Raw genomic sequence first — 26,757 nt, 5'->3', positions numbered from 1 at the left:
GCTATCTAAAACAAAAGGCGAACATCAAGTTCGCCTTAATTTTACCTAATCCAGTTTCTTATAAATTCCGCAATTTGCTCCACATCATTAATATCCAACCAATTTTCTCTCTCAAGCGGGTAATCCGTTGCGGTGGCAATCGTCCATTGGTCTAGCTCTGGCAATGGTTTTTCAATGTCTTTGCGGTGGAGTTGAATTTTCGGTAGGGTTTCGTGTTTAAAGCCTTCTACGAAAACGAGATCAACCTCTTGTGGGTTGAATTTTGCAATTAATTGAGAAAATTCGACCGCTTGTTTGGTTTCTGTCATTAACGCCCAACGTTCATCGCACACGATCATTGTTGGATTTGCTCCCGCTTCACGTAGGCGGTAGCTGTCTTTGCCTTTTTTATCTACATCAACGTTATGGTGGGAATGTTTAATCAGCCCAACCCGAATACCGCAATCGGTCAATTTTGGGATTAATTTTTCCAATAAGGTGGTTTTACCTGTGCCGCTGTAGCCTGTAATTGCAAGGTTTTTTACAGGGAATTGGCTTACTCGGCTTAAATCTTCCAATGTATTCACGTTGGTGAATGCCGATTTTTGTTCGGAAAAATCGACTGCCACACTTTTTTGCGATTGAAAAAACCAAAGTAATCGGCGTTCGCCCAATGCTAAATAGGCAATAAGTTTCTCCTTAACAGAACGATGAACTAATGCAAAAGTTGGGTGTGGACGTTCTCCATCATGGGCATATGCAATTTGTACGTTATTTATCCGCAAAGCAGTTTTTAATTTTTGCAATAACAGCTCAGGCATAAAGGGCGTATCGCAAGGCACAAAAAGCAAATAGTCACTTTCAATTTGCTCAAATCCTGCCAGCATTCCACTGAGTGGACCTTGAAAATCAGGCAAGCTATCTTGATAGTAAGAAAAAGCAGGATAAAGCTGCTGATATTGCTCAATAGAACGATTGACATTAAGCCAAATGTCACTAACTTGTGGTGAAAGTCGGGCTAAAATGTGTGAAATAAGCGGTTTTCCTTCAAAAAGTTGTAACCCTTTTTCTACCCCATTCATTCGACGAGCTAAACCGCCCGCTAAAATCACGGCTGAAATGCGTTCTTCTATTGTTTTACTCACAGCTTTATCCCTTAAAATTTTGCAAAAATAGGAGTAAAAGTATATTATTTCGTTTAATTTCCAACAAGTTTTTTAAGGGGTAAAAGATGAAATGCGAACGTTTAGAAGAGTTATTAGAGTTACTTGGCGAACATTGGCGTAAAAATCCTGACTTACACCTCATTGATATTTTGCAGCAGCTTTCTGTTGAAGTGGGCGAGCCTGATAATTTCAAAGCGTTAAGCGATGAGGTGTTAATCTATCAGCTTAAAATGCGAAATGCAGGCAAATTTGAGCCTATTCCCGGCATAAAAAAAGATTATGAAGATGATTTTAAAACGGCTTTATTGCGAGCTCGTGGAATTTTAAACGATTAAGATTGTCTTATCCGTTAACTAGTTTAGCATTTATTATTTATCAACATTTTGAAGGAATCATTATGAAAAAATTGGCATTAAAAACGGCATTTGTTGCACTTTCTGCCCTTTTTACATTTAACTCAACGGCAATCGCTGCTGATCCAACCGCAGGCAAAGAATATATCGAAGTGCGTAAAGCACCTTCTGCACAAAAAGAAGTGGTGGAATTTTTCTCATTCTACTGCCCACACTGTTATGATTTTGAATTAAGCTACAAAATCCCAAGCCAAATCAAAGAAAAATTACCAAGCGATAGCAAATTAGTGCAATATCACGTTAATTTCTTAGGTCGCCAATCTGAAGATTTAACTCGTGCTTGGGCATTAGCAATGGCATTAGGTGCGGAAGATAAAGTAAAAACCGCATTATTTGAAGGTGCTCAAAAAGACGCATTCAAATCAATGGACGATATTCGCTCTGTATTCTTAGCAAACGGCATTACAGCTGAACAGTTTGATAGCGGCATTAATAGCTTTGCGGTAAATGGCTTAGTGAATAAACAAGTTCAATTAGCGGAAGACTTCCAAATTCGTGGTGTGCCTGCATTCTTCGTAAATGGTCAATACCAACTCAACTTAGAAGGCTTTGCAGATTCTTCATCAACGAATGATTTCATCAAACGTTATGTTGATGCGGTTGTGTTCTTAAGTAAGAAATAACCCCTTAAAATAGTTAGGGTTTTACAATGCTGAGTAGGTAAATCCTATTCAGCATTTTTTATATGCAAACTCGGAGAACAAAATGACAAAGTTATCTATCCTAAACCTTGTACCTATTCGTGAAGGGCAAACTGCCAAACAAGCGGTTGATTCTATGATGAAATTAGCAAAACACGCGGAAAGTATCGGCATTGAACGCTATTGGATTGCAGAGCACCACAATATGAAAAACCTTGCCAGCTCGGCAACACAGCTCCTCATTCAGCATGCCCTTTCTCACACTGAAAAATTAAGAGTGGGATCAGGTGGCGTGATGTTGCCTAACCATAGTCCTTATATTGTGGCAGAGCAATACGGTACGCTTGAAACACTCTACCCTAACCGTGTAGAACTTGGGCTTGGGCGAGCACCAGGCACCGATATGCGAACCGCTACCGCTTTACGCCGTAATGCACAAAGTCTGCCATTTCCTGATGAAATCAGTGAACTAAAAGGTTATTTTGAAGGCACAAATCCTGTGTCTGCCTACCCTGCACAGGGGTTGAGTGTGCCGTTTTATATTTTAGGCTCAAGCCCTGAAAGTGCCTATTTAGCAGCAGAACGTGGCTTGCCTTATGCCTTTGCTTCACATTTCGCTCCTCGTTTTATGGACGATGCGGTGCGAATTTATCGCACACACTTTAAGCCGTCTGAAGTGTTAGATAAACCCTATGTGATTTTAGGTGTGAATGCGATTGCGGCAGAAACCGACCAAGAGGCAGAACAGCTTGCTACCACTCAGACTCAGTTTTTCTTAAATGTTGTTACCAATGCCCAAAACTATTTACAACCGCCCGTCGAATCCGATGATAAAGTGTGGGAAAATTTTGTGAAAGCGGAAATCGTACCGCATTTCGGGCCTGTTGCGTTCCAACAAAATGCGTTATACAACCAAGAGAAAACCGTTGTTCGCCAAATGACTGCTTGTTCACTTATCGGTAGCCGAGAGAGCGTTGAACAACAGCTCAAGTCATTAAAAGCACGCATTGAAATTGATGAAATTATGGCGGTGAGTTATATTTTCGATGAGCAAAAACAGCATCAATCCTATACTTGGTTAAAAGAGATTGCAGATAAGGTGTGATATGAGCAAAACAATGCAACAAAAAGCCGCTGATGCACATAATATGTGTAAGCTAAAAGGCGACTCTATGTTAGATAACTCAGACCGCCAAATTGCCTTTGACGCAGTGTATGATAGTGAAGAAATAGCTGTACAAGCGGTCGAATTTTTCACACAAAAAGCAAAATCGGTAGAAACCGAGCCTTGCGACATTCAAAGTGAAATCACACCCATTATAGATGGCTTTCTGATGAAAATGTGGATAACTTTCAGTTGCCAAGCAGAAGTAATCTTATTTCAAATGGCGGTAAGATAGATATGAAACAAGCGGTTATTTTTGATGAACTTTTTGCAAAAAATCTTCAGAAAATAACCGCTTGTTTCATTATGCCTGTTTAACCGATGCCGACTCGCTACTTGGTTTACGGCGTTTACCGATATTTTTAGTATCTTTGTGGCGAACTTTCACTTTTTGCTTCGCAGATTCTTTTTTTGCCTCTTTTTTCTTTTTGATACGGGCTTTTTCTTTTTTGCTGGTGACATTCAACTCACCGTCTTTCGGGGCTTTGGTGCGAGGTTCTAAGCCTTCAATGATACGAGGTTTTAACGCTTCTTCGGTGTAACGTTTGATTTTACCGAGTAGCTTGTAGTCGTGGGCTTCAACTAAAGAAACAGCCGAACCTTTTTTGCCTGCACGAGCGGTACGTCCAATGCGGTGGAGGTAAGTATCCGCACTATATGGCAAGTCATAGTTAATGACGAAATCCACATCATCAATATCAATACCTCGAGCCGCCACATCCGTTGCTACCAGCACATTCACAATGCCCTCTTTTAAGCGAGCAATCGCTTGGTTACGTTGGGTTTGTGCCATATCGCCCTCCAGATAAGTAGAACGCAAGCCCCGTTTACGCAAGGTTTCACTTAACTCTCGCACATCTTCACGGCGGCGGACAAACACAATCGCTTTTTCAATCGAAAATTCGCTAATCAGTCTCGCCAATAATTTAGTTTTATGCTCTACGTTATCGGCATGATAATACCATTGCTGGATTTTTTTACGCTCACGGCGGCTTGGCTCTGCATCTACTTTAATGGGTTCGTTTAATAATCGCTCAGAGAAATCTTCTAGCAATTCGCCCTCAAGCGTGGCTGAGAACAACCAAGTGTGTTTGCGCCAGCGGGTTTCTGCCGCAATTTTCTCCGCATCTTGCCCAAAGCCCATTTGCAGCATTCTATCTGCTTCGTCAAAAATCAGTACTTCAACCGCTCGACAATCAAAATTTTCTTCCTTGATGTATTGCATTAAGCGACCTGGCGTTGCCACCACAATATCTTGGTTGCTGTTAAACACTTCACCGTGATTTTGATACGCCACGCCACCTGTGATGGTCGCAATACTCAAGTTGGTAAATTGTGCCAGCTCTTCAGCTTGTTCCGCCACTTGCATTGCCAGCTCTCTGGTTGGTGTTAGCACTAAAATGCGAGGAGCCCCCGGTTTGCGGCGTGGGTAATCTAATAAATGTTGAATAGCAGGCAGTAAGAATGCGGCTGTTTTCCCCGTACCTGTTGGAGCAGAACAGAGTAAGTCAAGCCCCTCAAGGGCTGCAGGGATAGTTGCTTGTTGAATTGCGGTAGGGCGGCTGTAGCCTTTTTTCGCTAAGGCTTTTAGAAGTTGAGGGCTTAAATCAAGCTCCTCAAAGGTCATTAGTTGGGACATATTCTGTTCTCATCAATAATTTTGGTAAAGTATATCACATTAAAAGGTTGGCGTGAGGCGAATAAAACAATGCTTGATTTGCAAAAAACTGGTAAAATATGACTTCTTGTTATTCACAACTTAGAGAGGAAAAAAGATGTTTGTTGAAATTTATGGGCGTTTATCTTGCCCGTACTGCGTGCGTGCTAAACAATTAGCCGAGAAAATGAAAACTGAATTAAGCGATTTTGATTTTAAATTTATTGATATGATCGCAGAGGGTTTATCAAAAGAAGATTTAGAACCTCGTGTTGGCAAGCCTGTTGCCACCGTACCACAAATTTTTGTTGATGATGCTCACGTTGGTGGCTGTACTGATTTCCAAGCTTTTGTGAAAGAAAAATTTGGCATTATTTAATGAAAAGAAGACCGCCTGCAAGCGGTCTTCTTTGTTAGTTTTTTACAAATTATTGCTCTTCTTTCGGCAAACGTTTAATTGCAAAAATTAAACCGCCCCAGATGATCGTCATTGCAACTACCATCGTAATAATTGCTGCGGTACTCATTATAGTTCTCCTTTTGATTCATTTTTCCACGCTAATTTTGAAAGTAGGTAAGCAACTACCGCTAAACCAATCGCCATACCCCAACCAAAGGTGTTTACAAACCAGCTTGGGTAGCCTTCATAACCCTCACGATATACTTTTGCAATTTCGCTGAATAGCATAAATGCCAGTACACCTGCGGTAATTACGATACATAAGCGCCAGATAAAGCCAACTTTGAATGAAGAAACTTCGTTAATATGTCTTTCTAACGTGCTGAGTTTTTCACTGGTTACAATCACCACTAATGAAACAAACGCTACCGCTACAATACCAAATTGGTTCACGAATTTATCCATTACATCAAGCATTGGTAAGCCTGTAGTTGTACCAAATAAAGTTACTGATACAGCCATCATTGGAATACCCACTAATAGCGTTGCTTTTACACGTCCTGCATTCAATTTATCCTGTACTGCAGAAATAATTACCTCAACCACAGAAATAAATGAGGTTAATGCAGCAAAGGTTAGTGAACCGAAGAATAACACGCCGACTAACGATCCCATTGGTGCTTGGTTAATAATGGTTGGGAATGCGAAGAATGCCAAGCCGATACCGCCTTTCGCTACTTCATTCACTTCTTGACCTGCCGCTGTTGCCATAAAGCCAAGTGCTGCAAATACACCGATACCTGCTAATAATTCAAAACCACTGTTAGCAAAACCCACTACTAAGCCTGAACCTGTTAAGTCTGTTTTTGGTTTGAGATATGAAGAGTAAGTGATCATAATCCCGAAACAGATAGAGAGCGAGAAGAAGATTTGACCATAAGCAGCAATCCACACACTTGGGTCTGTAAGTTTATCCCAGTTTGGTGTGAATAGTGCATCTAAACCTTTTGCTGCCCCCGGTAGAGTTAATGAATAGCCCACTAACACTAGGAACATTACGATTAATAATGGCATTAACAAGTTTGAAGCAGCAGAAATCCCTTTTTTAATACCAAGTGCTAATACTACAATTGCCACTAACCACACCGCGATTAATGGCCCCGTTACCGCACCGACAAATTCAAAGCTAACACCTTGAGAGATGTCGCCCATTTTCAAAAATTCACCGATAAAGAAATCAACAGGTTTATCGCCCCACGCACCACTCAGCGAGAAATAGGTGTAGCTTGCAGCCCAACCTAAAACCACTGCATAGTAAATACCGATAATCACATTGATTAACACTTGCCACCAGCCGAAGGTTTCAAATTTAGGGCTGAAACGGCGAAAAGAAAGCGGTGCACCGCCACGATATTTATGCCCGATAGCATAATCTAAGAATAACAGCGGTAAGCCTGCGGTTAATAATGCGATGATGTATGGCAGAATAAATGCACCACCACCATTTTCATAAGTGGTATAAGGGAAACGCCAGATGTTTCCTAAGCCTACGGCAGAGCCAATCGCCGCCATAATAAATGCCCCACGACCGGCAAAGGTCTCTCTTTGTGGAGCAGATGATGATTGAATAGACACGGTAGATACCTCAAACTTATAACGGTTTATATAAAAAATAACTTTAAATTGTATAAAATGTGATTATTCACACTTTGGAAGCAAAATATGCCGAAATTCCAAATGAAAGTAAAGCAGAAAAATAAAATAAAAACAGGTAAAAAACGCCACAAAAACAGGATAAAACTTCAATATGTATAAATTTATCAGATATAAAATCTAAAAAATGGCATTTGTTAGATAAATGAATTGAAAAGAATATATTCATCCAGCATAATAATTTGGTTAAATTCTTAACAAAAAAATAACACACCATTACTACAATGATGTGTTATTTTTATAAGGGATAGGTTACTCTACTGCCTCATTTTTTTCTATAGAGGAAGGTTCGACCTTCGCTTGTTTCACCATATTTTCACTCACTTCAAGAATAGTAACTTTTAAGTTATATAGCTCGAACTCCATTCCTTCATGAGGAATTTTTTCTAAATGCTCCAATAACAAGCCATTAAATGTTCGAGCTTCATCAATAGGTAAATCCCAAGCAAATAGTTTGTTCAGATCTCTTAAATTTGCTGAACCCTCAATAATCACTGTGCCATCTGATTGTTGCTGAACTTCTTGCTCAAGCGTTGGAGCTGATGAAGTGGTAAACTCGCCAACAATTTCCTCTAAAATATCTTCAAGGGTGACTAAGCCTTTAATATCGCCATATTCATCAACCACTAAACCAATTCGCTCTTTATTAGCTTTGAAATTCATTAATTGCGTCGTTAATGGAGTTCCTTCAGGAATAAAATAAACTTCATCAATTGCACGCACTAACATCTCTTTGGTAAATTCATTCTTTTCCAACATTAAACGAAATGCTTCACGCACACGCAAAATACCCACAATATTGTTATCTATATCGCCTTTGTAAATTAGCACTCTAGCGTGAGGAGCATGATTAAGCTGACGCATAATTGCTTTCCAATCATCATCAATATCAATGCCACTAATCTCATTGCGAGGTACCATAATGTCATCAACCGTTACTTTTTCCATATCTAAAATAGAGACGAGCATTTCACGATGTTCGGCAGGAATAAACTTCCCTGCATCTAGCACAGCACTACGCAATTCTTCAGCACTTAACCCTTGTTTATCCTTTTGTTGAATACGCAGTAATTTTAATAACCCCGCAATAATTAAATTCATTAAAAAGACAACTGGATTTAATAACTTTTTTAGTGGCGTAAGAATAAAGCTAGCAAAAAACCCCACTTTCTCAGGATAAGTAGCAGCAATTGTTTTAGGTAGAATTTCAGAAAATACCAACATTGCGAAAGTTAGCAGCCCTGTTGCAACCGCAACTCCTTTTTCTCCGGAAAGTTGCATACCGATCATCGTTGCGATCGCGGAAGCAGCAATATTAACAAGGTTATTACAAATTAAGATGAGACTAAGTAGAACATCCGTTCGTGCTAAGAGTTTTTCCGCTAATTTTGCCCCTTTATGCCCTTGCTCAGCAAGATGACGCATTTTATAACGGTTTAAAGACATCAAGCCCGTTTCTGAGCCTGAGAAAAAAGCTGAAAGTACTAAAAGAATAGCTAAGGTAATAAATAAACTACTCAGGGGAATACTGTCCAAAATTCAATTCCTATATAAATTAATCATAAAGTGATTGCTATTCGATAATTGCTATCACTCACTTCGCCTAAAAAAACCGATTTGCAAAAAATCGGGCTTTTTTAACCGCTTGTAGCAATTAGTGGACGATCAAACGACTACCGAAATAGCCGATTGTGAGCAACATCATACCCGAAATCGAATAAATAAGCACCCGTTTTCCTCGCCAACGTAATTTCCATTGACCGAGAATTTGTATGTTATACACAATCCACGCTAAAAACGAGAAAATGGCTTTGTGAATATGTTCCGGCTCAAAAAAGTTATGTAAATAAATCACTCCCGAAAATAGTGTGAGTGTAAGCATTGCTTGTGCTGCTAGTGTTAAGGTAAAGAAATGACGTTCAACTGACATTAAAGGTGGAAGAATTGAGCAAAAGAACATTTTTTTGCTTTTGAGTTTATTGTCTAGCCATTTTAATTGGAATGCATAAATTAAGGCGAGGAAAAATAACGCATAAGAAAATAATGCAATGCCTAAGTGGAAAATAAACCCAGCATTTTCTTCGATATTGCGGATAAAACTTCCCTGCACAAAACTGGCTACCGCCACACTACAAATTGCAAAGGCATATACAACAAGCAGAGGAAACCACGCAGTTTTCCATTTAAGTAACGCAAAGGTTACACAAATCGCCATAATGAAACTCATTAAAGAGATCACATTCGTTACCGTAAAATTCTGCCCTTCTATTAGCCATAATTGGTTGTATAACACGGCACAATGCAGAAGAATCGCTAATAGACCTAGTCCAAAAACAAGGGTGATATTCGGCTTTTTATTTTCCGTTGCACTTTCCAAATTCACTAAGGTGGGGGCAACCCAAAGCAACGTTAAGGCATAAGCTGCAATAGCTAAAATAGGAAGTAACATATTTTCTCGAATCTCGTCAAATAATAATAACTTTCAGAATTTTAATCAAAAGTCGGCTTTTTAGCTAGTTTTTGCGATAACTAGATGAAAAATTATTCCGAAATGTAATTGCTTTTTATGTTAAGTCAAAAAAGCCGCTTCATTTCAGTGAATATTCTACATCAAAAAAATAATTTTCCTTTGACTAATTTGCTTTCTATCTGTAATATGCACACCCTATGCAAAAGGTAAAACTACCCCTTACGATTGACCCTTACAAAGACGCTCAGCGTCGAGTGGATTATGAAGGTTACATTTCAGGTGAGCTTCTAAAACGCTTGGGTGAATCAGTATGTAATGTGCTAAGTGATGCACAAGTGACACTCTCGTTATATATCGATCCACAACGTTTAACTGTGATTAAAGGCACAGCGAAAATTGATGTGGAATTTGATTGCCAACGATGTGATAACCCGTTTACACACACGCTAGACTGTTCATTTTGTTTCAGTCCGGTGTCTAACATGGATCAGGCGGACATCTTGCCCGAAATTTATGAACCTATCGAAGTAAACGAGTTCGGTGAAGTAAATTTACTAGATATGATTGAAGATGAATTTATTCTTGAATTACCTCTAGTCCCGATGCATAGTGAAGAACACTGTGAAGTGTCCGTGAGTGAACGTGTATTTGGCGAATTGCCGGAAGAACTGGCAAGCAAACCAAATCCGTTCGCAGTATTAGCTAATTTAAAGAAAAACTAGATCTAGGAGAAAGCCCGTGGCTGTTCAACAAAATAAGAAATCTCGTTCACGTCGTGATATGCGTCGTTCACACGATGCATTAACAACTGCAGCAGTTTCAGTAGATAAAACAAGTGGCGAAACACACTTCCGTCACCACGTTACTGCAGACGGTTACTATCGTGGTCGTAAAGTAATCAACAAGTAATTCCTTTCGAGGTTTATCTTGAATGATATCACTCTAGCAGTAGATGTGATGGGCGGGGACTTCGGTCCCCGTGTTACTATTCCTGCTATATCACAAGCTCTTCAAAAAAATGCTAATCTCACATTTTTATTATTTGGTAATCAGCACCAAGTAATTCCATTATTACAAAAATACACTCTACAGAATCACCCTAAAATTCAATTTCATCATACCGAACAGGTCATTGATGCTGATATTCCTTTTTCTAAAGCAATCCGCCAAAGTAAAAACAGCTCTATGCGTTTAGCACTTGAGGCAGTAAAAGAGGGAAAAGCCCAAGGTTGTGTAAGTGGAGGAAATACAGGTGCATTAATGGGGCTAGCTAAATTACTCATTGAGCCACTCCCTAACATTGAACGCCCTGCACTTACCTCACTCATTCCTACAATGAACGGAAAATCAACGGTAATGTTAGATTTAGGGGCAAATATCGAAGTAAGCGGCTACCAGCTACAACAATTTGCAGAAATGGGTAATCTGTTTGCACAAGTAATGCTAGGTTTAGTTTACCCTCGCATTTCCTTGTTGAATATTGGTACAGAAGAGAACAAAGGCACAGCACAACTTCAAGCTGTTCACCAGCAGCTCAAACATAGACAAGATTTAAACTACATCGGTTTTATTGAAAGCGACAAACTCACCAGTTACTTAACAGATGTGATTGTTTGTGATGGTTACACAGGCAATATCGCCCTCAAAGCGTTGGAAGGTGCGGCAAAAAATATTATTTCCTTATTTAAAAAAGAGAAAGCAGACTCAAGCATTTGCCGCAATACTAAACGATACTTGCTTAAATTGATTTTCTATCGTTACTACCGCAAACTGCAAGAAATCAACCCAGACAGACACAATGGGGCAACACTGCTCGGCTTATCAAAAGTGATTGTAAAAAGCCACGGCGGAGCAAACATTAATGCCTTTTACTATGCGATTGATTATGCCATTCAGCAAATTAAGGGCGATATTCCGAATAAAATTTTGCAAGGTTTAAGTCAAACAGAAATAAAATAAGCGAACAAATCTGTTCGCTTATTTTTCTTTTAGCCCTGTAATTTCTTTACTCTCAAGCTAACTGCATTACGGTGGGCTTCTAACAATTCAGCACTTGCCATTCTCTCTACAGTTTCTGCTAACGCTAAAAAACCTTGTGGCGTTAGCTCTTGCACCGTCATTCGCTTACTAAAATCAGCCAAGCCTAAACTGGAGTAAGTTTTCGTGTAGCCATACGTTGGCAGAACGTGATTCGTGCCACTTGCATAGTCTCCCATACTTTCTGGTGAATATGCTCCTAAGAAAATTGAGCCTGCATTATCTAACTCTGCTAACAATGAGCGAGCATTTTCAGTTTGCACAATTAAGTGCTCAGGTGCATATTTATTACTAATTTCGACCGCTTGTTGCAGATTTTCTGCAATAAAAGTACGGCTGTGAACAAGTGCTTTCCTTGCTGTCTCACCACGAGGCAGTACCGCAACCTGTTTTTCCAATTCTTCATCAACCGCTTTGGCTAATGAGTTACTTGGGGTGACTAAAATAACCTGAGAATCTACCCCGTGTTCTGCTTGAGAGAGTAAATCACTCGCCACAAATGCAGGATCAGCAAATTCATCTGCAATCACTAATACTTCACTCGGACCAGCTGGCATATCAATTGCCGTTCCTTCTTGCACCACTTGGCGTTTAGCCTCTGTCACAAAACTATTGCCTGGCCCGAAAATTTTATCCACTTTGGCGACACTTTCCGTACCAAATGCCATCGCCGCAATCGCCTGTGCGCCGCCAATGGCATAAATAGTTTCAACACCGCATAAATTTGCTGTATAGAGAATTTCATCGGCAATCGGTGGTGGTGTGCAAAGCACAATGTGCTTGCAACCTGCAATTTTTGCCGGCACAGCAAGCATTAAAACTGTCGAGAAAAGTGGGGCAGATCCGCCCGGAATATAAAGCCCCACGCTATTTATCGGGCGGGTAATGACTTGGCAACGCACACCGGATTGGGTTTCCAGATCCACTTCCTGTAGTTTTTGGGCTTGGTGAAAGGCGGCGATGTTGGCCTTGGCGTTTTGAATGGCGACTTTGAGTTCAGACGAGACACGCTCGACCGCCGATTGAATTTGCTCAGCAGGAACAATTAAGCCGCTGAGTTCGGTTTTATCAAATTTAGCTGTCAGCTCAAACAAGGCTTTGTCGCCTTGAGCTTTCACCAAATCTAAGATATTTCCTACCGCACTTTTCAGCTCGTCAGAGGCTGAAATTGCAGGACGAGTGAGGGCTTCGTGTTGTTCGGCTTCAGTGAGAGTGTTCCAAATTAGGGTTTGCATATTTTTTCCTTTGTAGGGGCGGGTCCTGTGCCCGCCCGTTATTTCACGTCTTTTAGGGCGGGCACAGGACCCGCCCCTACGTTGATTTTTACTCCATCATTTTCTCAATCGGCAAGACGAGAATCGAGCTCGCTCCTGCCTCTTTCAATTTTTCCATTGTTTCCCAGAACAGATTTTCTTGGCTGACCACGTGCATCGCCACACGGCTGGAATCGCTTGCCAACGGTAAAATAGTCGGGTTTTCTACCCCTGGTAAAAGTGCCGTGATGTCGGCGAGGCGGTCTTTTGGGGCGTGTAACATAATGTATTTGGACTCTGAGGCTTGTTGTACGCCTTGAATACGGGTAAGTAATTTATCTACCAATGCTTGTTTTTCAGCCGAAAGAGGCTCCTGGCGTTGGATTAAGCAAGCAGTTGAGCGGTAAATGACTTCTACTTCTTTTAATCCGTTCGCTTCTAATGTTGCTCCTGATGACACTAAATCGCAAATCGCATTAGCAATGCCGGCACTTGGTGCAACCTCAACAGAACCTGTTAATAAAATGCTCTTAAATGGCACTCCTTGCTCTTTCATATAACGTTTTAGAAGGTTTGGATAAGAAGTAGCAATCGCCGCATTTTCTAAATCTTTGATGTTCTGGTAATTGGCATCACGATCAAGAGCAAGCGATAATCGGCAGCCACCAAAATCCAACTGGCGAAGTTTTTTATATTGAACCTCTTCGCCCGCGGCTAAACGCCCTAATTCTTCTTCCTCTAACACATTTTCGCCTAAAATGCCGAGATCAACCACGCCATCAAACACTAAGCCGGGAATATCATCATCTCGCACACGCAAAATTTCAATCGGCATATTTTCGGAATAAGCGATGAGGCGTTGATCATTCCAAATAATTTTCACCCCACACTGTTTAAGCAATTCGCTACACTCTTGGCTTAAGCGCCCCTTTTTTTGTATTGCAATTCTTAATCGATTTTGTGTTGCCATTGTCGTTTCCTTCTTTTCAATATGAAAAAAACCCTCTCGAAATAACTTCCGAGAGGGTTAGATTTTGCCTTTATGCATACTCGGAAGATTTATCTTCCGCACACACCAAATGCCCGAAAGATTATTCAGGGAAATGATGGTGATGATGAGTACGAATAAATGTCATTTTTAATTCTCCAAATGAATTATTTAAAAGATACGCCTAAATTTTGTCAATAGCAAGTCTTTTTTCATAAATTTTTGGGTTCTATAAACAAGCAATAGCAAACGTTTGCGCAAAGCGGTATAATTTCAGTAATTTTTTACAAATTCAATCCCGACCACATAGGAAAGCGAAAATGCAAATCAGCTTAAAAAAAATCTACTCTGGCAAAGTGCGTGATCTCTACGAAATTGATGATAAACGAATGTTAATGGTTGCAACCGATCGTTTATCAGCATTTGATGTGATCTTAGATGATCCTATTCCACGCAAAGGCGAAATTCTCACGCAAATTTCTAATTTCTGGTTTGATAAATTAGCTCACATTATGCCGAATCATTTTACGGGCGATAGCGTATTTGATGTGTTACCGAAAGAAGAAGCAGAAGCCATTCAACACCGTGCGGTGGTGTGTAAGCGTTTAACACCGGTGAAAATTGAATCTATCGTGCGTGGCTATTTAACTGGTTCAGGGCTGAAAGATTATCAACAAACCGGCACAATTTGTGGCTTGAAATTGCCTGAAGGCTTGATGGAAGCCAGCAAACTACCAGAACCTATTTTTACTCCATCAAGCAAAGCAGAAGTAGGCGATCACGATATTAATATCAGCTATGAAGAGTGCGAACGCCAAATCGGCACAGAATTAGCCGCCAAAGTGCGTGATGCCGCATTAAAACTTTACACCGAAGCGGCAGACTATGCCCTAACCAAAGGCATTATTATTTGTGATACAAAATTTGAATTTGGCTTAGATGAAAATGGTGTATTAACTTTAATGGACGAAGTGCTAACCCCAGATTCTAGCCGTTTTTGGTCGGTAGAAACTTACCAAGAAGGCACAAATCCGCCCTCATTTGATAAACAATTCGTGCGTGATTGGCTGGAAAACAGCGGTTGGAACAAACAAGCTCCAGCGCCGAAAGTGCCTGCTGAGGTAATCGAAAAAACGGTGGCAAAATACCAAGAAGCGTTAGATTTATTAACGAAATAGTGGTTACAAGCGGTCATTTTTCATTGATTTTTTGCAAATAACCTGCTGTAAGTAGCACTCACTGCAGGTTATTTACTATCTCAATTTCATTAAATTATTTCTTTTTTCGCTTACTACCACAAATGCTCTCACAAGGGATTCCATCATTATCTCTATCTAGGTTACTCACACCACATTGCGTTAAATAAAAGCGTGCTTCTTCACAGCTATCCATTTGACTACAAGTACGTTTTCCTTCGCACTGGAATTTTTCCTTAGCATAAACAGCAGCAATAAGGCTAAGAGAAAATATCCCCACTAATTTTAAGAATCTCTTCACAAGTGCCTCCATTGAGTAAAACTTAACTACCGAAGCATTAATTAATGCTCTGTGATTTTAACCATTTTATATAATCAAAAAAACAAAAGTGCGGTTATTCTACCGCACTTTTGCAAAATTTTCCGAAAATCTGACCGCTTGTAGGGGCAAATCACCATTTGCCCATAGCGTAATCAAATTAACCTTGAGATGAAATACGTTTCATATCCGTCATATAACCACGTAATTCTTGACCGATTAACTCGATTGGATGGTTACGGATTGCATCGTTTACATCACGTAATGTTATGTTGTCGATTTCAACCGCTGGCGTTGGTTCACCTAAATCGCCTTTCTCTAAAGTTGGGATAATTTTTTCCGCTAAAATCGGTGTTGCAACGTGTGAGAATAGGTAGTTACCGTATTCAGCTGTGTCTGAAATTACCACGTTCATTTCATATAAACGTTTACGAGCAATCGTATTTGCAATTAATGGTAATTCGTGTAGTGATTCATAGTATGCAGACTCTTCGTAGATGCCTGCTGAAACCATCGTATCAAAGGCTAATTCAACACCCGCTTTAACCATTGCAACCATTAACACACCATTATCAAAGTATTCTTGTTCAGAAATTTTGATGCCGTCTGCTTGTGGGGCGTTTTCAAAGGCAGTTTTGCCTGTTTCTTCACGCCACTTTAATAGGTTAGCATCGCCATTTGCCCAGTCAGCCATCATTGTTGATGAAAACTCGCCGCTGATGATATCGTCCATATGTTTTTCAAATAAGAACGCTAATTCTTCTTTGATTTGCTCAGAAAGCTCGAATGCACGCAATTTCGCACTGTTAGATAAGCGATCCATCATTAATGTGATACCGCCTTGTTTTAACGCTTCAGTGATGGTTTCCCAACCGAATTGGATTAACTTACCTGCGTAAGCCGGATCTTTACCTTCTGCCACTAATTTGTCATAGCATACGATTGAACCTGCTTGTAACATACCACAAAGAATGGTTTGCTCACCCATTAAGTCTGATTTTACTTCAGCCACGAATGAAGACTCTAACACACCCGCACGATCACCACCGGTTGCACTTGCCCACGCTTTCGCAATCGCTAAACCTTCGCCTTTCGGATCGTTTTCAGGGTGAACGGCGATTAATGTAGGCACACCGAAACCACGTTTGTATTCTTCACGCACTTCTGTACCTGGGCATTTTGGTGCTGTCATTAAAACCGTTAAATCCGGGCGGATTTGCTCACCTTCTTCAACGATGTTAAAACCGTGTGAATAACCGAATGCCGCACCTTGTTTCATTAATGGCATTACATCAGCCACTACTTTTGAGTGCTGTTTGTCTGGCGTTAAGTTAATCACTAAATCAGCTTCCGGAATTAATTGCTCGTAGGTACCTACTACGAAACCATTTTCTGAAGCACGTTTAAATGATGCACGTTTTTCCGCAATTGCTTCTGCACGCAAGGCATAAGCAATATCTAAGCCCGAATCACGCATATTTAAACCTTGGTTTAAACCTTGCGCACCACAACCTACAATAACCACTTTTTTGCCTTTTAAAAAATCGCAACCATCTGCAAATTCGTTACGGTCCATAAAACGGCAGCATCCTAATTGATCTAATTTTTGACGTAAATTTAATGTGTTGAAATAGTTAGACATTTGTTTGATCCTTATAATGAGTCAATGAATGATATTTGAAGTGATTATACACTAAAGCATTATTGCGTAAATTGAAAATATTAGTATTTAATATTGCAAAATACGCAACGAATTATCATTTTGCAAATTTTTGAAAATTTATTCATAACCCTTTGTAAGGGGTGTTCATAGCTTCACTGCCGTTGGCAAAGCCAATGTTCAAAAAGCGATGCTTTTTGTAACCGCTTGCAATCTCTGTCATAAAGTAGAAAATAACTACTTAAATTCACAGAAGATATATATACAAATGAAGATAAAAAGCATCATTCTACAAACCTGCCTTGAATGCGGACAAAGTGTGAGAGTTCCGTTGAGCGAAAAAGGAGACTTCCTTTGCCCTGTTTGTAATAATGTTATACGAAAAGGCAATACCTGGAGCTTACATCGTAGCGCATTTTTAGCACTAGCCATTTTAATTTTGCTCCCCTTCGCACTTAGCTTTCCGCTACTTAGCATTGATTTACTTGGTGTGAAAATCAATGCAACCGTATGGGACGGTATTTGGAAAATGGCGACCTCAGGCTATCCTTACACTGCATTTATGGTATTAGTGTGTGCCGTTATCATGCCGGTGGCATTCGTGCTGTTAATTCTCACTATTCAGCTGCAACGCATACTCCGCCAACGCCCACGTTATACGTTGATTTTCCTTACCAAAATCAAAGAATGGGTGATGCTTGATGTGTATTTAGTTGCCCTCGCCGTTGCCGCATTTAAAATTCGAGATTATGCAGATCTCTCTTTTGATATTAATATTCTTGCTTTTGTCTTGGTTGTGATCTTAACTACACTGCTTTTTATCAAAATAGAGCCTAAGCAAGCGTGGGAAAGATTTTACCCTGAATATCATTCGCTACCTTTCGATCATGCAAGCAAACCAACACTTTGTCCTACTTGCGAATACTGTTTTGATGAAACCATTTTGGATCTGAAAGGGCAACAACGCTGCCCTCGTTGCGAGAGCAATTTATCGGTTGCCGATAATACTAAAATTCAACGAGTATGGGCGTGTTTAATTGCAGGGACAATTATGATGATCCCTGCAAATATTTTCCCGATCTCTTTGACTGAAATGGTGGGGCAAACTTCGGGGGATTCATTAATGTCAGGGGTGATTTTATTTATGGAAATGGGCAGCTATACGGTTGCCGCCATCGTGTTTATTGCCAGTATTGCTGTGCCTGTCAGTAAAATTACGATTATTTTATATCTACTGCTTGCTATTCACTACAAATGGAAACACCCGATTCACTTACAAATGAAACTTCTCCACTATGTTCACTTCGTTGGACGTTGGTCGATGCTTGATTTATTTGTACTTTCGTTGATGATGTCTTTACTTGAACGAGGGCAAATCTTAAGTTTCTCTGTAGGGGAAGCCGCATTCTATTTTGGTGCAGCGGTCTTTTTGACAATGTTCGCTTCGGCTAATTTAGATGCCCGAATGTTGTGGAAGATTCATTATGATAATGAGAAAGCTCGATCATAATAATTCAAGATTTTTCGGACGGGCACAGGACCCGTCCGCATTTAATTAAATTTGATTCTGTAATTCCACCCTCAACAAACTCTGCAGCTGTGGCAATAGCTGAGTAATCAACCTCAGTTGTTGAATCAAAACCAACGCTAACTCATCTTGTTTTTGCTGGTGTTCTTGCTCGAATTGGGCGAGGTCTTGGTCGATAGCGGTCAATTTTTCCGATAATTTTGCAAATGAACGGCTGTCGTCGGCGATTTTGTCGATAATATTTGCTACTTCTCGTCCGTGTGAAAAGAACATTGCGGAAAAATCCACTTGTCGGTTAATTTCACGGCTAGCGATGCGGTAAGCTCCTAATGTTGAAATATAACCTAGCAAGGTATAGCCGATGCCTAATAATTTCGGGGCGAAGGCTAAATCATTGGCGTACTTTTGTGGCTCGCTGTACATATTGGTAATCGTATTGCTTAATGCCGATAAATGATTGTGTACATCACGGCGAGCGATGCGATAAGGCAGTTGCTCGTTATAGCCAAATTGGAGTTGAGCAATAATGTGTCGTAAATAATTTCCGCTGGCTTTCAGGCTATTATGCAAATTCTTTTGCAGATTGAGGTATTTCCAGTCTGGCCATAAAAATGTTACAGCTAACCACGCAATGGCTGTTCCTAATAAAGTGTCTAATAGCCGAGCAGACACTCCACTTTCAACACTTACACCTGCAATATCAAGACTCATCATTACTAGCACAGTAATGTAGAAAGTCGAGAAACCGTAATGAACTAAACGGAAAAAAGTATAAAGAGAGCCTGCCAATACAATAATACCAAGCTGAGCTTCCGGACTGAGCGTTACATTAAACAACTCAAACATTCCACCCACGATTACGCCAAAAATTGTGCCGATCACACGGTAGATTAAGCGAGTTTTGGTTGCCGTATAGTTAGGCTGGCAGACAAAAACCGCAGTGAGCAAAATCCAATAGCCTTTGTTGTCGAAGCCTAAAAGCGGCACGATAGCACTACATAAAAGCACCACAATCGAAAGGCGAACGGCGTGGCGGAACAGTTGAGATTCAAAGGTTAAATGCCCTTTAATCGCTTGGATAATATTGTCTAAACCCGTAATATTTTCGGCTACCAAGCGGTTAGATTTTGTGAAATTTTTACTTAATGGCTCAATATGCTCTGAACGACTTGCCCCTTGCTCAATTTGAGCTAATTGACGTTCAATATTAGCTAAATTCTCCGCAACGGATTCCCATCGGTAAATGCTTTTTAAGCCTCGTTCTTGATGATACGCCAAAGAGTTAAGCAGCCCCTGCAAGGCTTTTTCGCCACGCACGCTGTGTTCATACTGTTGTCGATGGCGTAACGCCACCGCAATTTTTTGGCACGCCATCGCTTGTAATTCCATCACTCGCTGAAAACGGAACATTAAATCGCTATTGCTTAATTGTTGGAACAGTTCGTGATATTGATAGTGGCTGGAACTCGCTCGTTCTAAAATATCTTGAGCGGTAAAATAGTAACGCAACATTCGTTGTGTACGTTGCTGTTTGTGTTGTCGTCTTAACCGATAAAATAATGACACTCGAGTTTTATCAAAGGCTGCCATTACTTCACTATTCGCTTTGGCAAGGGCAAGCTGTTTGGCGTTGAGATAGTCGTCATCGGGGTCAAAATAGGCGGACTTTGCCAGCAAATAGTGGCTTAAGGCGAGGTAAGCAGAAGCTAAATTTTCTTGCACCGTTCGGTTTGGGAAAATCAGATAGACTAAAATCCCTACTAAACCATATAACAATGTGCCGAGCAGAATCATTACCACATTATTATACCACAATACTTCAGGGGTATAGGTTAAGCTGTTATAAACGGCTACAATTAGCGTGCCGAAAGCGATGGTACTATAACGCTGCCCAACTGCTCCAAGCATTACTAGAAAGAACGTTCCTATCATCAGCACAGGCATAAAAAGCCAGCCTAAATACAGAGAAAGACTTGCCCCAATGGAGGAGAGCGAAAATGCCACTAGGCTGATAATCAGATTTTTCGCTCGCCCAATAAGGCTATTGTCTAAATCAACCAAACCACCTGCAATAATGCCTAACACCAGCGGCATTGCAAAGTGTGAAATGCCAAGCTGCCAAATGCTTACCGCTGCAATATTGAGCGAAATAAACATCGGCAAGGTTTTAATCACACTTTCTGAAAGCCAACTGTTTTGCAGGTTTTTAAAAAATTTGTTCATATTTTATTTGCAAATTTTTATTTACGAGCGGGCACTGAACCCGCCCCTACACACAATCATTATTTATTTAGAACTTGACAATCCTGCGGCTCCAAAAGAGCGAGCATTGCGAGTAAATATAACCACTTGTTGAACATCAAATGTTACCCTAAACGCTCCGCCAAATAACCATCGTAATCCGGCACAATGGCTTCAACTTCTTGATTAAATAAATCCGCATTTAATAAGAAATTTGCAGAAGTTTCATTAATGGCAACAGGAATATTCCACACCGTTGCAATTCGCATTAGGGCTTTTACATCAGGATCGTGCGGGGCGGCATTCATCGGATCCCAAAAGAAAATCAGCATATCAATTTTCTTTTCTGCAATTAGTCCGCCTAATTGCTGATCGCCGCCCATCGGGCCGCTCATTAATGCGGTGATTGCAAGCCCTGTTTCTCTGGCAAGCAAATGCCCTGTTGTGCCTGTGGCGTAAAGTTTATGGGAAGCGAGTTGCGATTTATGAGTTTGTGTCCAGCGAATTAAATCGTGCTTGCAGCTATCGTGGGCAACCAACGCAATCTGTTTTTGTTTTGTGATTGTTCGAGTTGTGGTTTTCATTTTTATCTCCTTTGCAAAATTTTTCCTAAATCATACCGCTTATTTTTCGGTTTTGCATTGACTAATCATCGCTTATGGCTAAAATCAAATAAAAATTTCTATTTTAAATAAAGGATCTTTCCCCAATGAACTTATACAACATCAAACACCCGGAAGAACAAGTCAATTTTGCCCAAGCAGTACGCCAAGGCTTAGGCAAAAATCAGGGGTTATTTTTCCCTGAAGTCTTACCCAAATTAGACAACATTGATGAATTATTAGCGTTACCTTTAGTTGAGCGTAGCCAAAAAATTCTTTCTGCCTTAATCGGCGAAGAATTACCGCAAGAAACTTTAAATGCAATGGTAAAAAATGCGTTCACATTCCCTGCCCCACTTGCCAAAGTAAATGATGATATTTATGCGTTAGAATTATTTCACGGCCCAACGTTAGCTTTCAAAGACTTCGGTGGTCGTTTTATGGCACAAGCTCTCGCAAACGTGCGTGGCGATGGTAAAATTACCATTTTAACTGCGACTTCAGGCGATACAGGTGCGGCAGTGGCTCACGCTTTCTATGGTTTAGAGAATATCAATGTGGTGATCCTCTACCCGAAAGGCAAAATCAGCCCATTACAAGAAAAATTATTCTGCACATTAGGTGGAAATATTCGTACGGTAGCGATTGAATCAGACTTCGATGCTTGCCAAGCATTAGTAAAACAAGCCTTTGATGATGCTGAACTTCGCCAAGCAATCGGCTTGAACTCTGCAAACTCAATTAACATCAGCCGTTTGTTAGCTCAAGTTTGCTACTACTTTGAAGCGGTGGCACAACTGCCGAAAGAGAAACGTGATAATGTAGTGGTTTCTGTACCTAGCGGTAACTTCGGTAACTTAACCGCAGGTTTAATTGCAAAATCAACGGGCTTACCAATCAAACGTTTTGTGGCTTCAACGAACGCAAACGACACTGTTCCACGCTATTTACAATCAGGCAAATGGGAGCCAAACGCAACAGTTGCTACTCTTTCAAACGCAATGGACGTAAGCCGCCCGAACAACTGGCCACGAGTTGAAGAATTATTTAAACGTAACGGCTGGAGCTTATCAGACTTAGGCTCAGCAGCATTAAATGATGAAGAAACCGAAGCTGCTTTAAAAGCTCAATATGCAGAAGATTATTTATGCGAGCCACACGGTGCGATTGCCTACCAAAGCCTAAAAGACCAACTACAAGCAGGTGAAACAGGCATTTTCTTATGCACCGCCCACCCTGCGAAGTTTAAAGAATCGGTTGAACGTATTTTAGAAATTGAATTACCGCTGCCGGAAGCATTAGATAAACACAACAAATTACCGTTGTTATCTGATGAAATGCCAGCAGATTTTGCTACATTACGAGCCTACTTATTAAAATAAGTTACAACTCCTGAAGATAATGTGTTGGGCATAAATGCCCAACCTACAATGTTCATTAATATCGTATATTAATTATACAAAGAAAAACAAGAATACGTAGGTTGGGCATTTATGCCCGACGTTTTTCCCTACTGTATTTTATTTTCTATTTATTTGTTTTAATTAAATTAAAAACAAAAATCAATCGTAAAATCCTATCAAACAATAGCGTTATATTATAAAATGTTAAACATTATGCGTGCGAATATGGCATAATTTACTTATCGGATTAATAGGAACATATCAAATTGGAGAAATAAATTGAACATTCGAGATTTAGAATACCTGATTGCCCTAGCAGACTACAAACATTTTCGCCGTGCTGCGGAATCTTGCAATGTCAGCCAACCAACGTTAAGCGGACAAATACGCAAATTAGAAGATGAACTCGGTACTATATTGCTGGAAAGAACCAGCCGTAAAGTGTTGTTTACTCAGGCAGGATTAATGTTAGTAGAACAAGCTAAAGTAGTATTACGAGAAGTTAAAATTCTCAAAGAAATGGCAAGCAACCAAGGTAAAGATATGTCCGGCCCGCTTCATATTGGGGTAATTCCAACACTTGGACCTTACCTTTCTCCAATGATTATTCCCGCATTAAAAAAAGATTTTGCTGACCTAGACCTCTATCTTTACGAGTTGCAAACCAATCAATTACTAGCTCAGCTTGAAGCCGGACAATTAGATTGTGGTATTCTTTCATTTGTAAAAGAGAGCGAACCTTTCATTGAAGTACCAATCTTTAACGAAGAAATGTATTTAGTTGTACCGGAAAACCACGAATGGGCGAAATTAGATAAATTAGATATCGGCTTATTGAAAAATAAAGAGCTGCTTTTCCTTGATGGAGGGCATTGTTTACGCACTCACACGCTAGATTACTGCCTGTCTATCGGTGCAAAAGAAAATCCACACTTTAAAGCCACGAATTTAGAAACCTTACGCAATATGGTAGCAGCAGATGTAGGTATGGCACTCATCCCCAAACTTGCTGCCAAGCCAACAAAAGGTATTTGCTATATTCCATTTGATAATCCAAAACCATTCCGTACTGTAGGTATGGTTTATCGACCGGGTTCGCCACTTCGTGTGCGTTATGAGCGTTTAGCACACGCCATCACACAAATTATTAAAACCGAGGTTTAAAATGGCAAATATGGTTAGTGTACGAGCAGTTCAAAAAGAAAAAACTCGTAGAGCATTAGTTGAAGCTGCTTTTAACCAATTAAGCCCGGAAAAAAGTTTTTCCAACTTAAGTTTGCGAGAAGTTGCTCGAGAAGCGGGTGTTGCACCTACCTCATTTTATCGCCATTTTAAAGATATGGACGAGCTTGGTTTAGCAATGGTTGATGAATCTGGCTTATTGCTCCGTCAATTAATGCGACAAGCCCGTAAACGTATTGCCAGTGGCGGTAGCGTGGTTATTGTCTCAGTTGAAACCTTCTTTGAACTGATCGCTGACAGACCTAACGTCTTCCGACTTCTGCTGCGAGAAAGTTCAGGCACATCGCAAGCCTTCAGAACTGCTGCTTCACGAGAAATTCAGCATTTTGTGGCTGAATTAGCGGATTATATTATGGGAAAAGATAACCATAGCAATCGAGAACTTGCCTATATTCAAGCAGAAGGGCTTGTTACTTTAGTATTTACCGCAGGCTCTCACGCACTTGACATGAGTAACCAAGAGCGAGAAAAGCTCAAGCAGCGAGTAATTATGCAGCTTAGAATGCTAATTCGAGGTTCGGCATACTACGCCGCCAAATCATAAAATTTCTCGCATGGAAAGAACCTATCTCCCCATAAATCAATTTCGGTTGCGGATAATTTGTCCTAGAGTTAAACGTAAAGTTAATATTATTTGCGGCAATTTTTGGGGCGAAAAATATTTCGCCCCTACCGTTACGCCCATAAATCAACATCGGCTGAGAATAGCTTTGGGGCGAAAATTTCACCTTTACTCTTTTGTAATATGTGCAGTGGATAATTTCAGCCACTCTAAGGCTAATTGATGTTGATCCGATAATGCGTTCCACAATGCATCTTCTGATAACACACTATAATTACCTTTAGTATCCAGCTCTTCATCAAAACTATCGTGTAACTCACGCCATTTTGGATCATAATAAAATTGGCTTAACGGCTCTAAAAGCTCGTTTGCCTTTTTCCATTGCTCTAATCCTTTTTCCAATTCAGGTAATAATTCCACCCATTGATTATAGCGATCTTGCATTTTTTGAATGTCTTCTTTTTTCATACGCTCTCCTTATTACAAGCGGTCAAATTTAATCAATTTTTTGCAATTGGCTACATAGTAGCAAAATTTCAAAAAAATTTAACCGCTTGCACTTATTTTTTATCACAAATAAAAATCCCCTTCCGAAGAAGGGGATTTGAGCACATTATAACATAATTACCATTGGTAACCTACACCAACAGAACCACCTACATCACCACGGGTATTGGCATTACCTTGTAATTTCAAGATAACTTTGCCGTTGTCACTTGCACGTGAATAACCCACTGCAAGTGCGCTTTCCCCTTTGAAGGTACCTGCCGACGCTGCCACCATTGATTTACCTGGAATGTAAACTTGTGGTAAACCAGCTGCTGCATTCGCACCTGCGATGCCCGCACGCAAGTTACGGTTGTTACGGTTAATCTTATTATCAAGATGATTTACCGCACCTTTTAATTGACTTACGTTTACTGCATCGGTATCTGCAACACCAGCTCTCACATTAGTAATACGTTGTGCAGAGCCATCTGCTTTAGCTACACGTAATCCTTCTTGATTTGAAGAAATCGTGGTTGCATTTGCACCTTTGCCTACTTTAACAGTATCGAACTCCGGATTGTCAGAAACAGCCACGTTGATGTTCTTACCTGAACCGCTGATTTCCACATTACGGCCTGCATTTACTTTTACAGTATCGCCGGCTTTCACTTTATTGTTATCCGCAGTATAAGTGTTTTTGGTTGCTGCGTTTGCTGTGGTTTCATCTTTTTCAGAATCTACTTTCCAGCTTACGTTGTTCACGGCTTTCGCAAGGTTAGTTGCATTCACGAAGTTTGCACCTGAATCTTTCGGATCTTGTACCACTAAAGTACCGTCCGCTGCAATAGAGCCATTAGCATTGGTTTGTGAACCGTTAGACACTGTTAAATCGGTTTCACCGATATTCACTGCAATTTCACCTGCTTGGTTGGTGCTAACTGTTGTGCCGTTACCCTTTACGATGTTGATAGAACCATCCGGCGTAGTATTCACGTTTTGGCCGTTCACTTTCGCATAGTTGTTTAACTGCTTACCGTTGATCACATCTGTGCTTACCGGGCTAATATCGCCATCCGCTACATTGCTGATTACATTGCCGCCAACATCAACGCCGTTGTTGTCAATCTTCACCGAGCTGCCGTTGTCAGTTGGTATTTCTAAGCTATTGGTGGTAACACTGCTAAAATTAACATCATCAGTAGTTGCAATGCTGACTTTACCGCCACTTTGGGTAATACTGATGTTTTTACCTGCATCAATAGTCACTTTGTCTGATGGGTTAATCAGTTCTTCACCTGTGCCAACTGCTTGGCCTTCTGATTGTGATACATCCAATTTCCAACCTGAGTTGTTAATCGCGTTAGCCACAGTTTGTGCCGTAACTAATACTGTTGGCGCAACAGGTGTATTCACTTTACCATCTGTGTTAGTCAGTGGTGTGGTGTTAACGGTAATCACAGTCTTAGTCGGATCGTTTGGATCTGTTTTCGTTGTGATGGTGTCGTTATCCACATTCACATCGTATTTGATGGTTGAAGTTTTTCCGTCTGTGTCTACAACAGCTGTTGTGCCTGCGCCGTTAACGAAGTTTACGGTGTCAGCGTGCACCACAACATCTCTTGCATCACCATTT

General features: G+C 40.4%; 27 protein-coding genes and 1 other annotated feature. Of the genes, 13 read left to right on the top strand and 14 right to left on the bottom strand.

Annotated features, from left to right (window positions below):
- Window positions 1–41 precede the first annotated feature (41 nt).
- Window positions 42–1,124: a molybdenum cofactor guanylyltransferase MobA gene (gene mobA, locus ACERCG_RS09540; RefSeq protein ID WP_373611813.1), complete on the bottom strand. Its 1,083-nt coding sequence runs from the start codon at window positions 1,122–1,124 to the stop codon at window positions 42–44.
- Between the two features lie 86 nt (window positions 1,125–1,210).
- Here mobA and ACERCG_RS09535 point away from each other — a divergent pair, with 86 nt between their 5' ends.
- The 4 genes from ACERCG_RS09535 to ACERCG_RS09520 all read left to right on the top strand — a co-directional run bounded on the left by ACERCG_RS09535 (window position 1,211) and on the right by ACERCG_RS09520 (window position 3,599).
- Complete coding sequence (locus ACERCG_RS09535; RefSeq protein WP_006248320.1) at window positions 1,211–1,480, top strand: DUF1040 family protein; 270 nt, start codon at window positions 1,211–1,213, stop codon at window positions 1,478–1,480.
- Window positions 1,481–1,542: 62 nt separating this feature from the next.
- Window positions 1,543–2,181: a DsbA family protein gene (locus ACERCG_RS09530; protein ID WP_006248321.1), complete on the top strand. Its 639-nt coding sequence runs from the start codon at window positions 1,543–1,545 to the stop codon at window positions 2,179–2,181.
- 82 nt (window positions 2,182–2,263) lie between these two features.
- Window positions 2,264–3,304, top strand: a complete 1,041-nt coding sequence (locus ACERCG_RS09525; protein WP_373611812.1) for an LLM class flavin-dependent oxidoreductase — start codon at window positions 2,264–2,266, stop codon at window positions 3,302–3,304.
- Window position 3,305: 1 nt separating this feature from the next.
- Window positions 3,306–3,599 carry a YfcZ/YiiS family protein gene (locus tag ACERCG_RS09520; protein WP_373611811.1) on the top strand — a complete coding sequence of 98 codons (294 nt, stop codon included), beginning with the start codon at window positions 3,306–3,308 and terminating at the stop codon, window positions 3,597–3,599.
- A 69-nt stretch (window positions 3,600–3,668) separates the two neighbouring features.
- Here ACERCG_RS09520 and srmB read toward each other — a convergent pair whose 3' ends face one another.
- On the bottom strand, window positions 3,669–5,003 hold the full coding sequence (gene srmB / locus ACERCG_RS09515) for an ATP-dependent RNA helicase SrmB (RefSeq protein WP_373611810.1): 1,335 nt from the start codon (window positions 5,001–5,003) through the stop codon (window positions 3,669–3,671).
- Between the two features lie 136 nt (window positions 5,004–5,139).
- Between srmB and ACERCG_RS09510 the strand changes: the two genes are divergently transcribed.
- Window positions 5,140–5,400 carry a GrxA family glutaredoxin gene (locus tag ACERCG_RS09510; protein ID WP_373611809.1) on the top strand — a complete coding sequence of 87 codons (261 nt, stop codon included), beginning with the start codon at window positions 5,140–5,142 and terminating at the stop codon, window positions 5,398–5,400.
- Window positions 5,401–5,449: 49 nt separating this feature from the next.
- Here ACERCG_RS09510 and ACERCG_RS09505 read toward each other — a convergent pair whose 3' ends face one another.
- The 4 genes from ACERCG_RS09505 to ACERCG_RS09490 all read right to left on the bottom strand — a co-directional run bounded on the left by ACERCG_RS09505 (window position 5,450) and on the right by ACERCG_RS09490 (window position 9,583).
- Entirely contained in the window at window positions 5,450–5,548 is a 99-nt protein-coding gene (locus tag ACERCG_RS09505) for a methionine/alanine import family NSS transporter small subunit (RefSeq protein WP_373611808.1), read from the bottom strand.
- Window positions 5,548–7,056, bottom strand: a complete 1,509-nt coding sequence (locus ACERCG_RS09500; protein ID WP_373611806.1) for a sodium-dependent transporter — start codon at window positions 7,054–7,056, stop codon at window positions 5,548–5,550. The genes ACERCG_RS09505 and ACERCG_RS09500 overlap by 1 nt, the downstream gene beginning before the upstream one ends.
- Window positions 7,057–7,386: 330 nt before the next feature.
- A complete protein-coding gene (locus ACERCG_RS09495) occupies window positions 7,387–8,670 on the bottom strand; it encodes an HlyC/CorC family transporter (RefSeq protein ID WP_373611805.1) in 1,284 nt (427 codons plus the stop codon).
- 118 nt (window positions 8,671–8,788) lie between these two features.
- On the bottom strand, window positions 8,789–9,583 hold the full coding sequence (locus tag ACERCG_RS09490) for an inner membrane protein YpjD (RefSeq protein WP_373611804.1): 795 nt from the start codon (window positions 9,581–9,583) through the stop codon (window positions 8,789–8,791).
- 218 nt (window positions 9,584–9,801) lie between these two features.
- Between ACERCG_RS09490 and yceD the strand changes: the two genes are divergently transcribed.
- Genes yceD through plsX form a run of 3 tightly spaced genes read left to right on the top strand, consistent with a single transcriptional unit; the run spans window position 9,802 to window position 11,563 of the window.
- Complete coding sequence (yceD, locus tag ACERCG_RS09485; RefSeq protein WP_373611803.1) at window positions 9,802–10,326, top strand: 23S rRNA accumulation protein YceD; 525 nt, start codon at window positions 9,802–9,804, stop codon at window positions 10,324–10,326.
- 16 nt (window positions 10,327–10,342) lie between these two features.
- Window positions 10,343–10,513 carry a 50S ribosomal protein L32 gene (gene rpmF / locus ACERCG_RS09480; protein WP_006251723.1) on the top strand — a complete coding sequence of 57 codons (171 nt, stop codon included), beginning with the start codon at window positions 10,343–10,345 and terminating at the stop codon, window positions 10,511–10,513.
- Between the two features lie 18 nt (window positions 10,514–10,531).
- Complete coding sequence (plsX, locus tag ACERCG_RS09475; protein WP_373611802.1) at window positions 10,532–11,563, top strand: phosphate acyltransferase PlsX; 1,032 nt, start codon at window positions 10,532–10,534, stop codon at window positions 11,561–11,563.
- Between the two features lie 29 nt (window positions 11,564–11,592).
- Here plsX and hisD read toward each other — a convergent pair whose 3' ends face one another.
- Window positions 11,593–12,876, bottom strand: coding sequence for a histidinol dehydrogenase (gene hisD, locus ACERCG_RS09470; RefSeq protein ID WP_373611801.1), 1,284 nt, complete (start codon window positions 12,874–12,876; stop codon window positions 11,593–11,595).
- Between the two features lie 88 nt (window positions 12,877–12,964).
- Window positions 12,965–13,864 carry an ATP phosphoribosyltransferase gene (hisG, locus tag ACERCG_RS09465; protein WP_373611800.1) on the bottom strand — a complete coding sequence of 300 codons (900 nt, stop codon included), beginning with the start codon at window positions 13,862–13,864 and terminating at the stop codon, window positions 12,965–12,967.
- 22 nt (window positions 13,865–13,886) lie between these two features.
- Window positions 13,887–14,010: a sequence feature (His leader region), on the bottom strand.
- Window positions 14,011–14,202: 192 nt separating this feature from the next.
- On the opposite strand from hisG, the gene ACERCG_RS09460 reads away from it, so the two are divergent.
- Complete coding sequence (locus ACERCG_RS09460; protein WP_373611798.1) at window positions 14,203–15,060, top strand: phosphoribosylaminoimidazolesuccinocarboxamide synthase; 858 nt, start codon at window positions 14,203–14,205, stop codon at window positions 15,058–15,060.
- Between the two features lie 94 nt (window positions 15,061–15,154).
- Here the strand turns inward: ACERCG_RS09460 and ACERCG_RS09455 are convergent, their stop codons facing one another.
- Window positions 15,155–15,379 carry an excalibur calcium-binding domain-containing protein gene (locus ACERCG_RS09455; RefSeq protein WP_373611797.1) on the bottom strand — a complete coding sequence of 75 codons (225 nt, stop codon included), beginning with the start codon at window positions 15,377–15,379 and terminating at the stop codon, window positions 15,155–15,157.
- A 178-nt stretch (window positions 15,380–15,557) separates the two neighbouring features.
- A complete protein-coding gene (ilvC, locus tag ACERCG_RS09450; protein ID WP_373611796.1) occupies window positions 15,558–17,039 on the bottom strand; it encodes a ketol-acid reductoisomerase in 1,482 nt (493 codons plus the stop codon).
- Between the two features lie 286 nt (window positions 17,040–17,325).
- Between ilvC and ACERCG_RS09445 the strand changes: the two genes are divergently transcribed.
- Window positions 17,326–18,567 carry a PqiA/YebS family transporter subunit gene (locus ACERCG_RS09445; RefSeq protein WP_373611795.1) on the top strand — a complete coding sequence of 414 codons (1,242 nt, stop codon included), beginning with the start codon at window positions 17,326–17,328 and terminating at the stop codon, window positions 18,565–18,567.
- Between the two features lie 45 nt (window positions 18,568–18,612).
- On the opposite strand, the gene yccS is transcribed toward ACERCG_RS09445, so the two are convergent.
- Together yccS and mgsA are read right to left on the bottom strand one after the other, a co-directional pair.
- A complete protein-coding gene (gene yccS / locus ACERCG_RS09440; protein WP_373611794.1) occupies window positions 18,613–20,808 on the bottom strand; it encodes a YccS family putative transporter in 2,196 nt (731 codons plus the stop codon).
- A 143-nt stretch (window positions 20,809–20,951) separates the two neighbouring features.
- The gene (gene mgsA / locus ACERCG_RS09435; RefSeq protein ID WP_373611793.1) at window positions 20,952–21,410 is read right to left on the bottom strand and encodes a methylglyoxal synthase; all 459 of its coding nucleotides are present in this window, start codon (window positions 21,408–21,410) and stop codon (window positions 20,952–20,954) included.
- Window positions 21,411–21,535: 125 nt separating this feature from the next.
- On the opposite strand from mgsA, the gene thrC reads away from it, so the two are divergent.
- The 3 genes from thrC to fabR all read left to right on the top strand — a co-directional run bounded on the left by thrC (window position 21,536) and on the right by fabR (window position 24,617).
- Window positions 21,536–22,810 (top strand): threonine synthase, encoded by a 1,275-nt coding sequence (gene thrC, locus ACERCG_RS09430; RefSeq protein ID WP_373611792.1) that lies wholly within the window; start codon window positions 21,536–21,538, stop codon window positions 22,808–22,810.
- 300 nt (window positions 22,811–23,110) lie between these two features.
- Window positions 23,111–23,995: a DNA-binding transcriptional regulator OxyR gene (gene oxyR, locus ACERCG_RS09425; RefSeq protein WP_373611791.1), complete on the top strand. Its 885-nt coding sequence runs from the start codon at window positions 23,111–23,113 to the stop codon at window positions 23,993–23,995.
- A 1-nt stretch (window position 23,996) separates the two neighbouring features.
- Entirely contained in the window at window positions 23,997–24,617 is a 621-nt protein-coding gene (gene fabR, locus ACERCG_RS09420; RefSeq protein WP_373611790.1) for an HTH-type transcriptional repressor FabR, read from the top strand.
- A 186-nt stretch (window positions 24,618–24,803) separates the two neighbouring features.
- Here fabR and ACERCG_RS09415 read toward each other — a convergent pair whose 3' ends face one another.
- Both ACERCG_RS09415 and ACERCG_RS09410 read right to left on the bottom strand, forming a co-directional pair.
- Window positions 24,804–25,103 carry a DUF4298 domain-containing protein gene (locus ACERCG_RS09415; RefSeq protein WP_373611788.1) on the bottom strand — a complete coding sequence of 100 codons (300 nt, stop codon included), beginning with the start codon at window positions 25,101–25,103 and terminating at the stop codon, window positions 24,804–24,806.
- 156 nt (window positions 25,104–25,259) lie between these two features.
- On the bottom strand, window positions 25,260–26,757 hold a 1,498-nt coding region (locus ACERCG_RS09410; RefSeq protein ID WP_373611787.1), incomplete at its 5' end, for a YadA family autotransporter adhesin.

This window comes from Mannheimia sp. E30BD (assembly GCF_041807785.1).
GTDB lineage: Bacteria > Pseudomonadota > Gammaproteobacteria > Enterobacterales > Pasteurellaceae > Mannheimia.
Note: the sequence above shows the minus strand (reverse complement) of the source record. Positions and strands in the feature narration are given on the sequence as shown.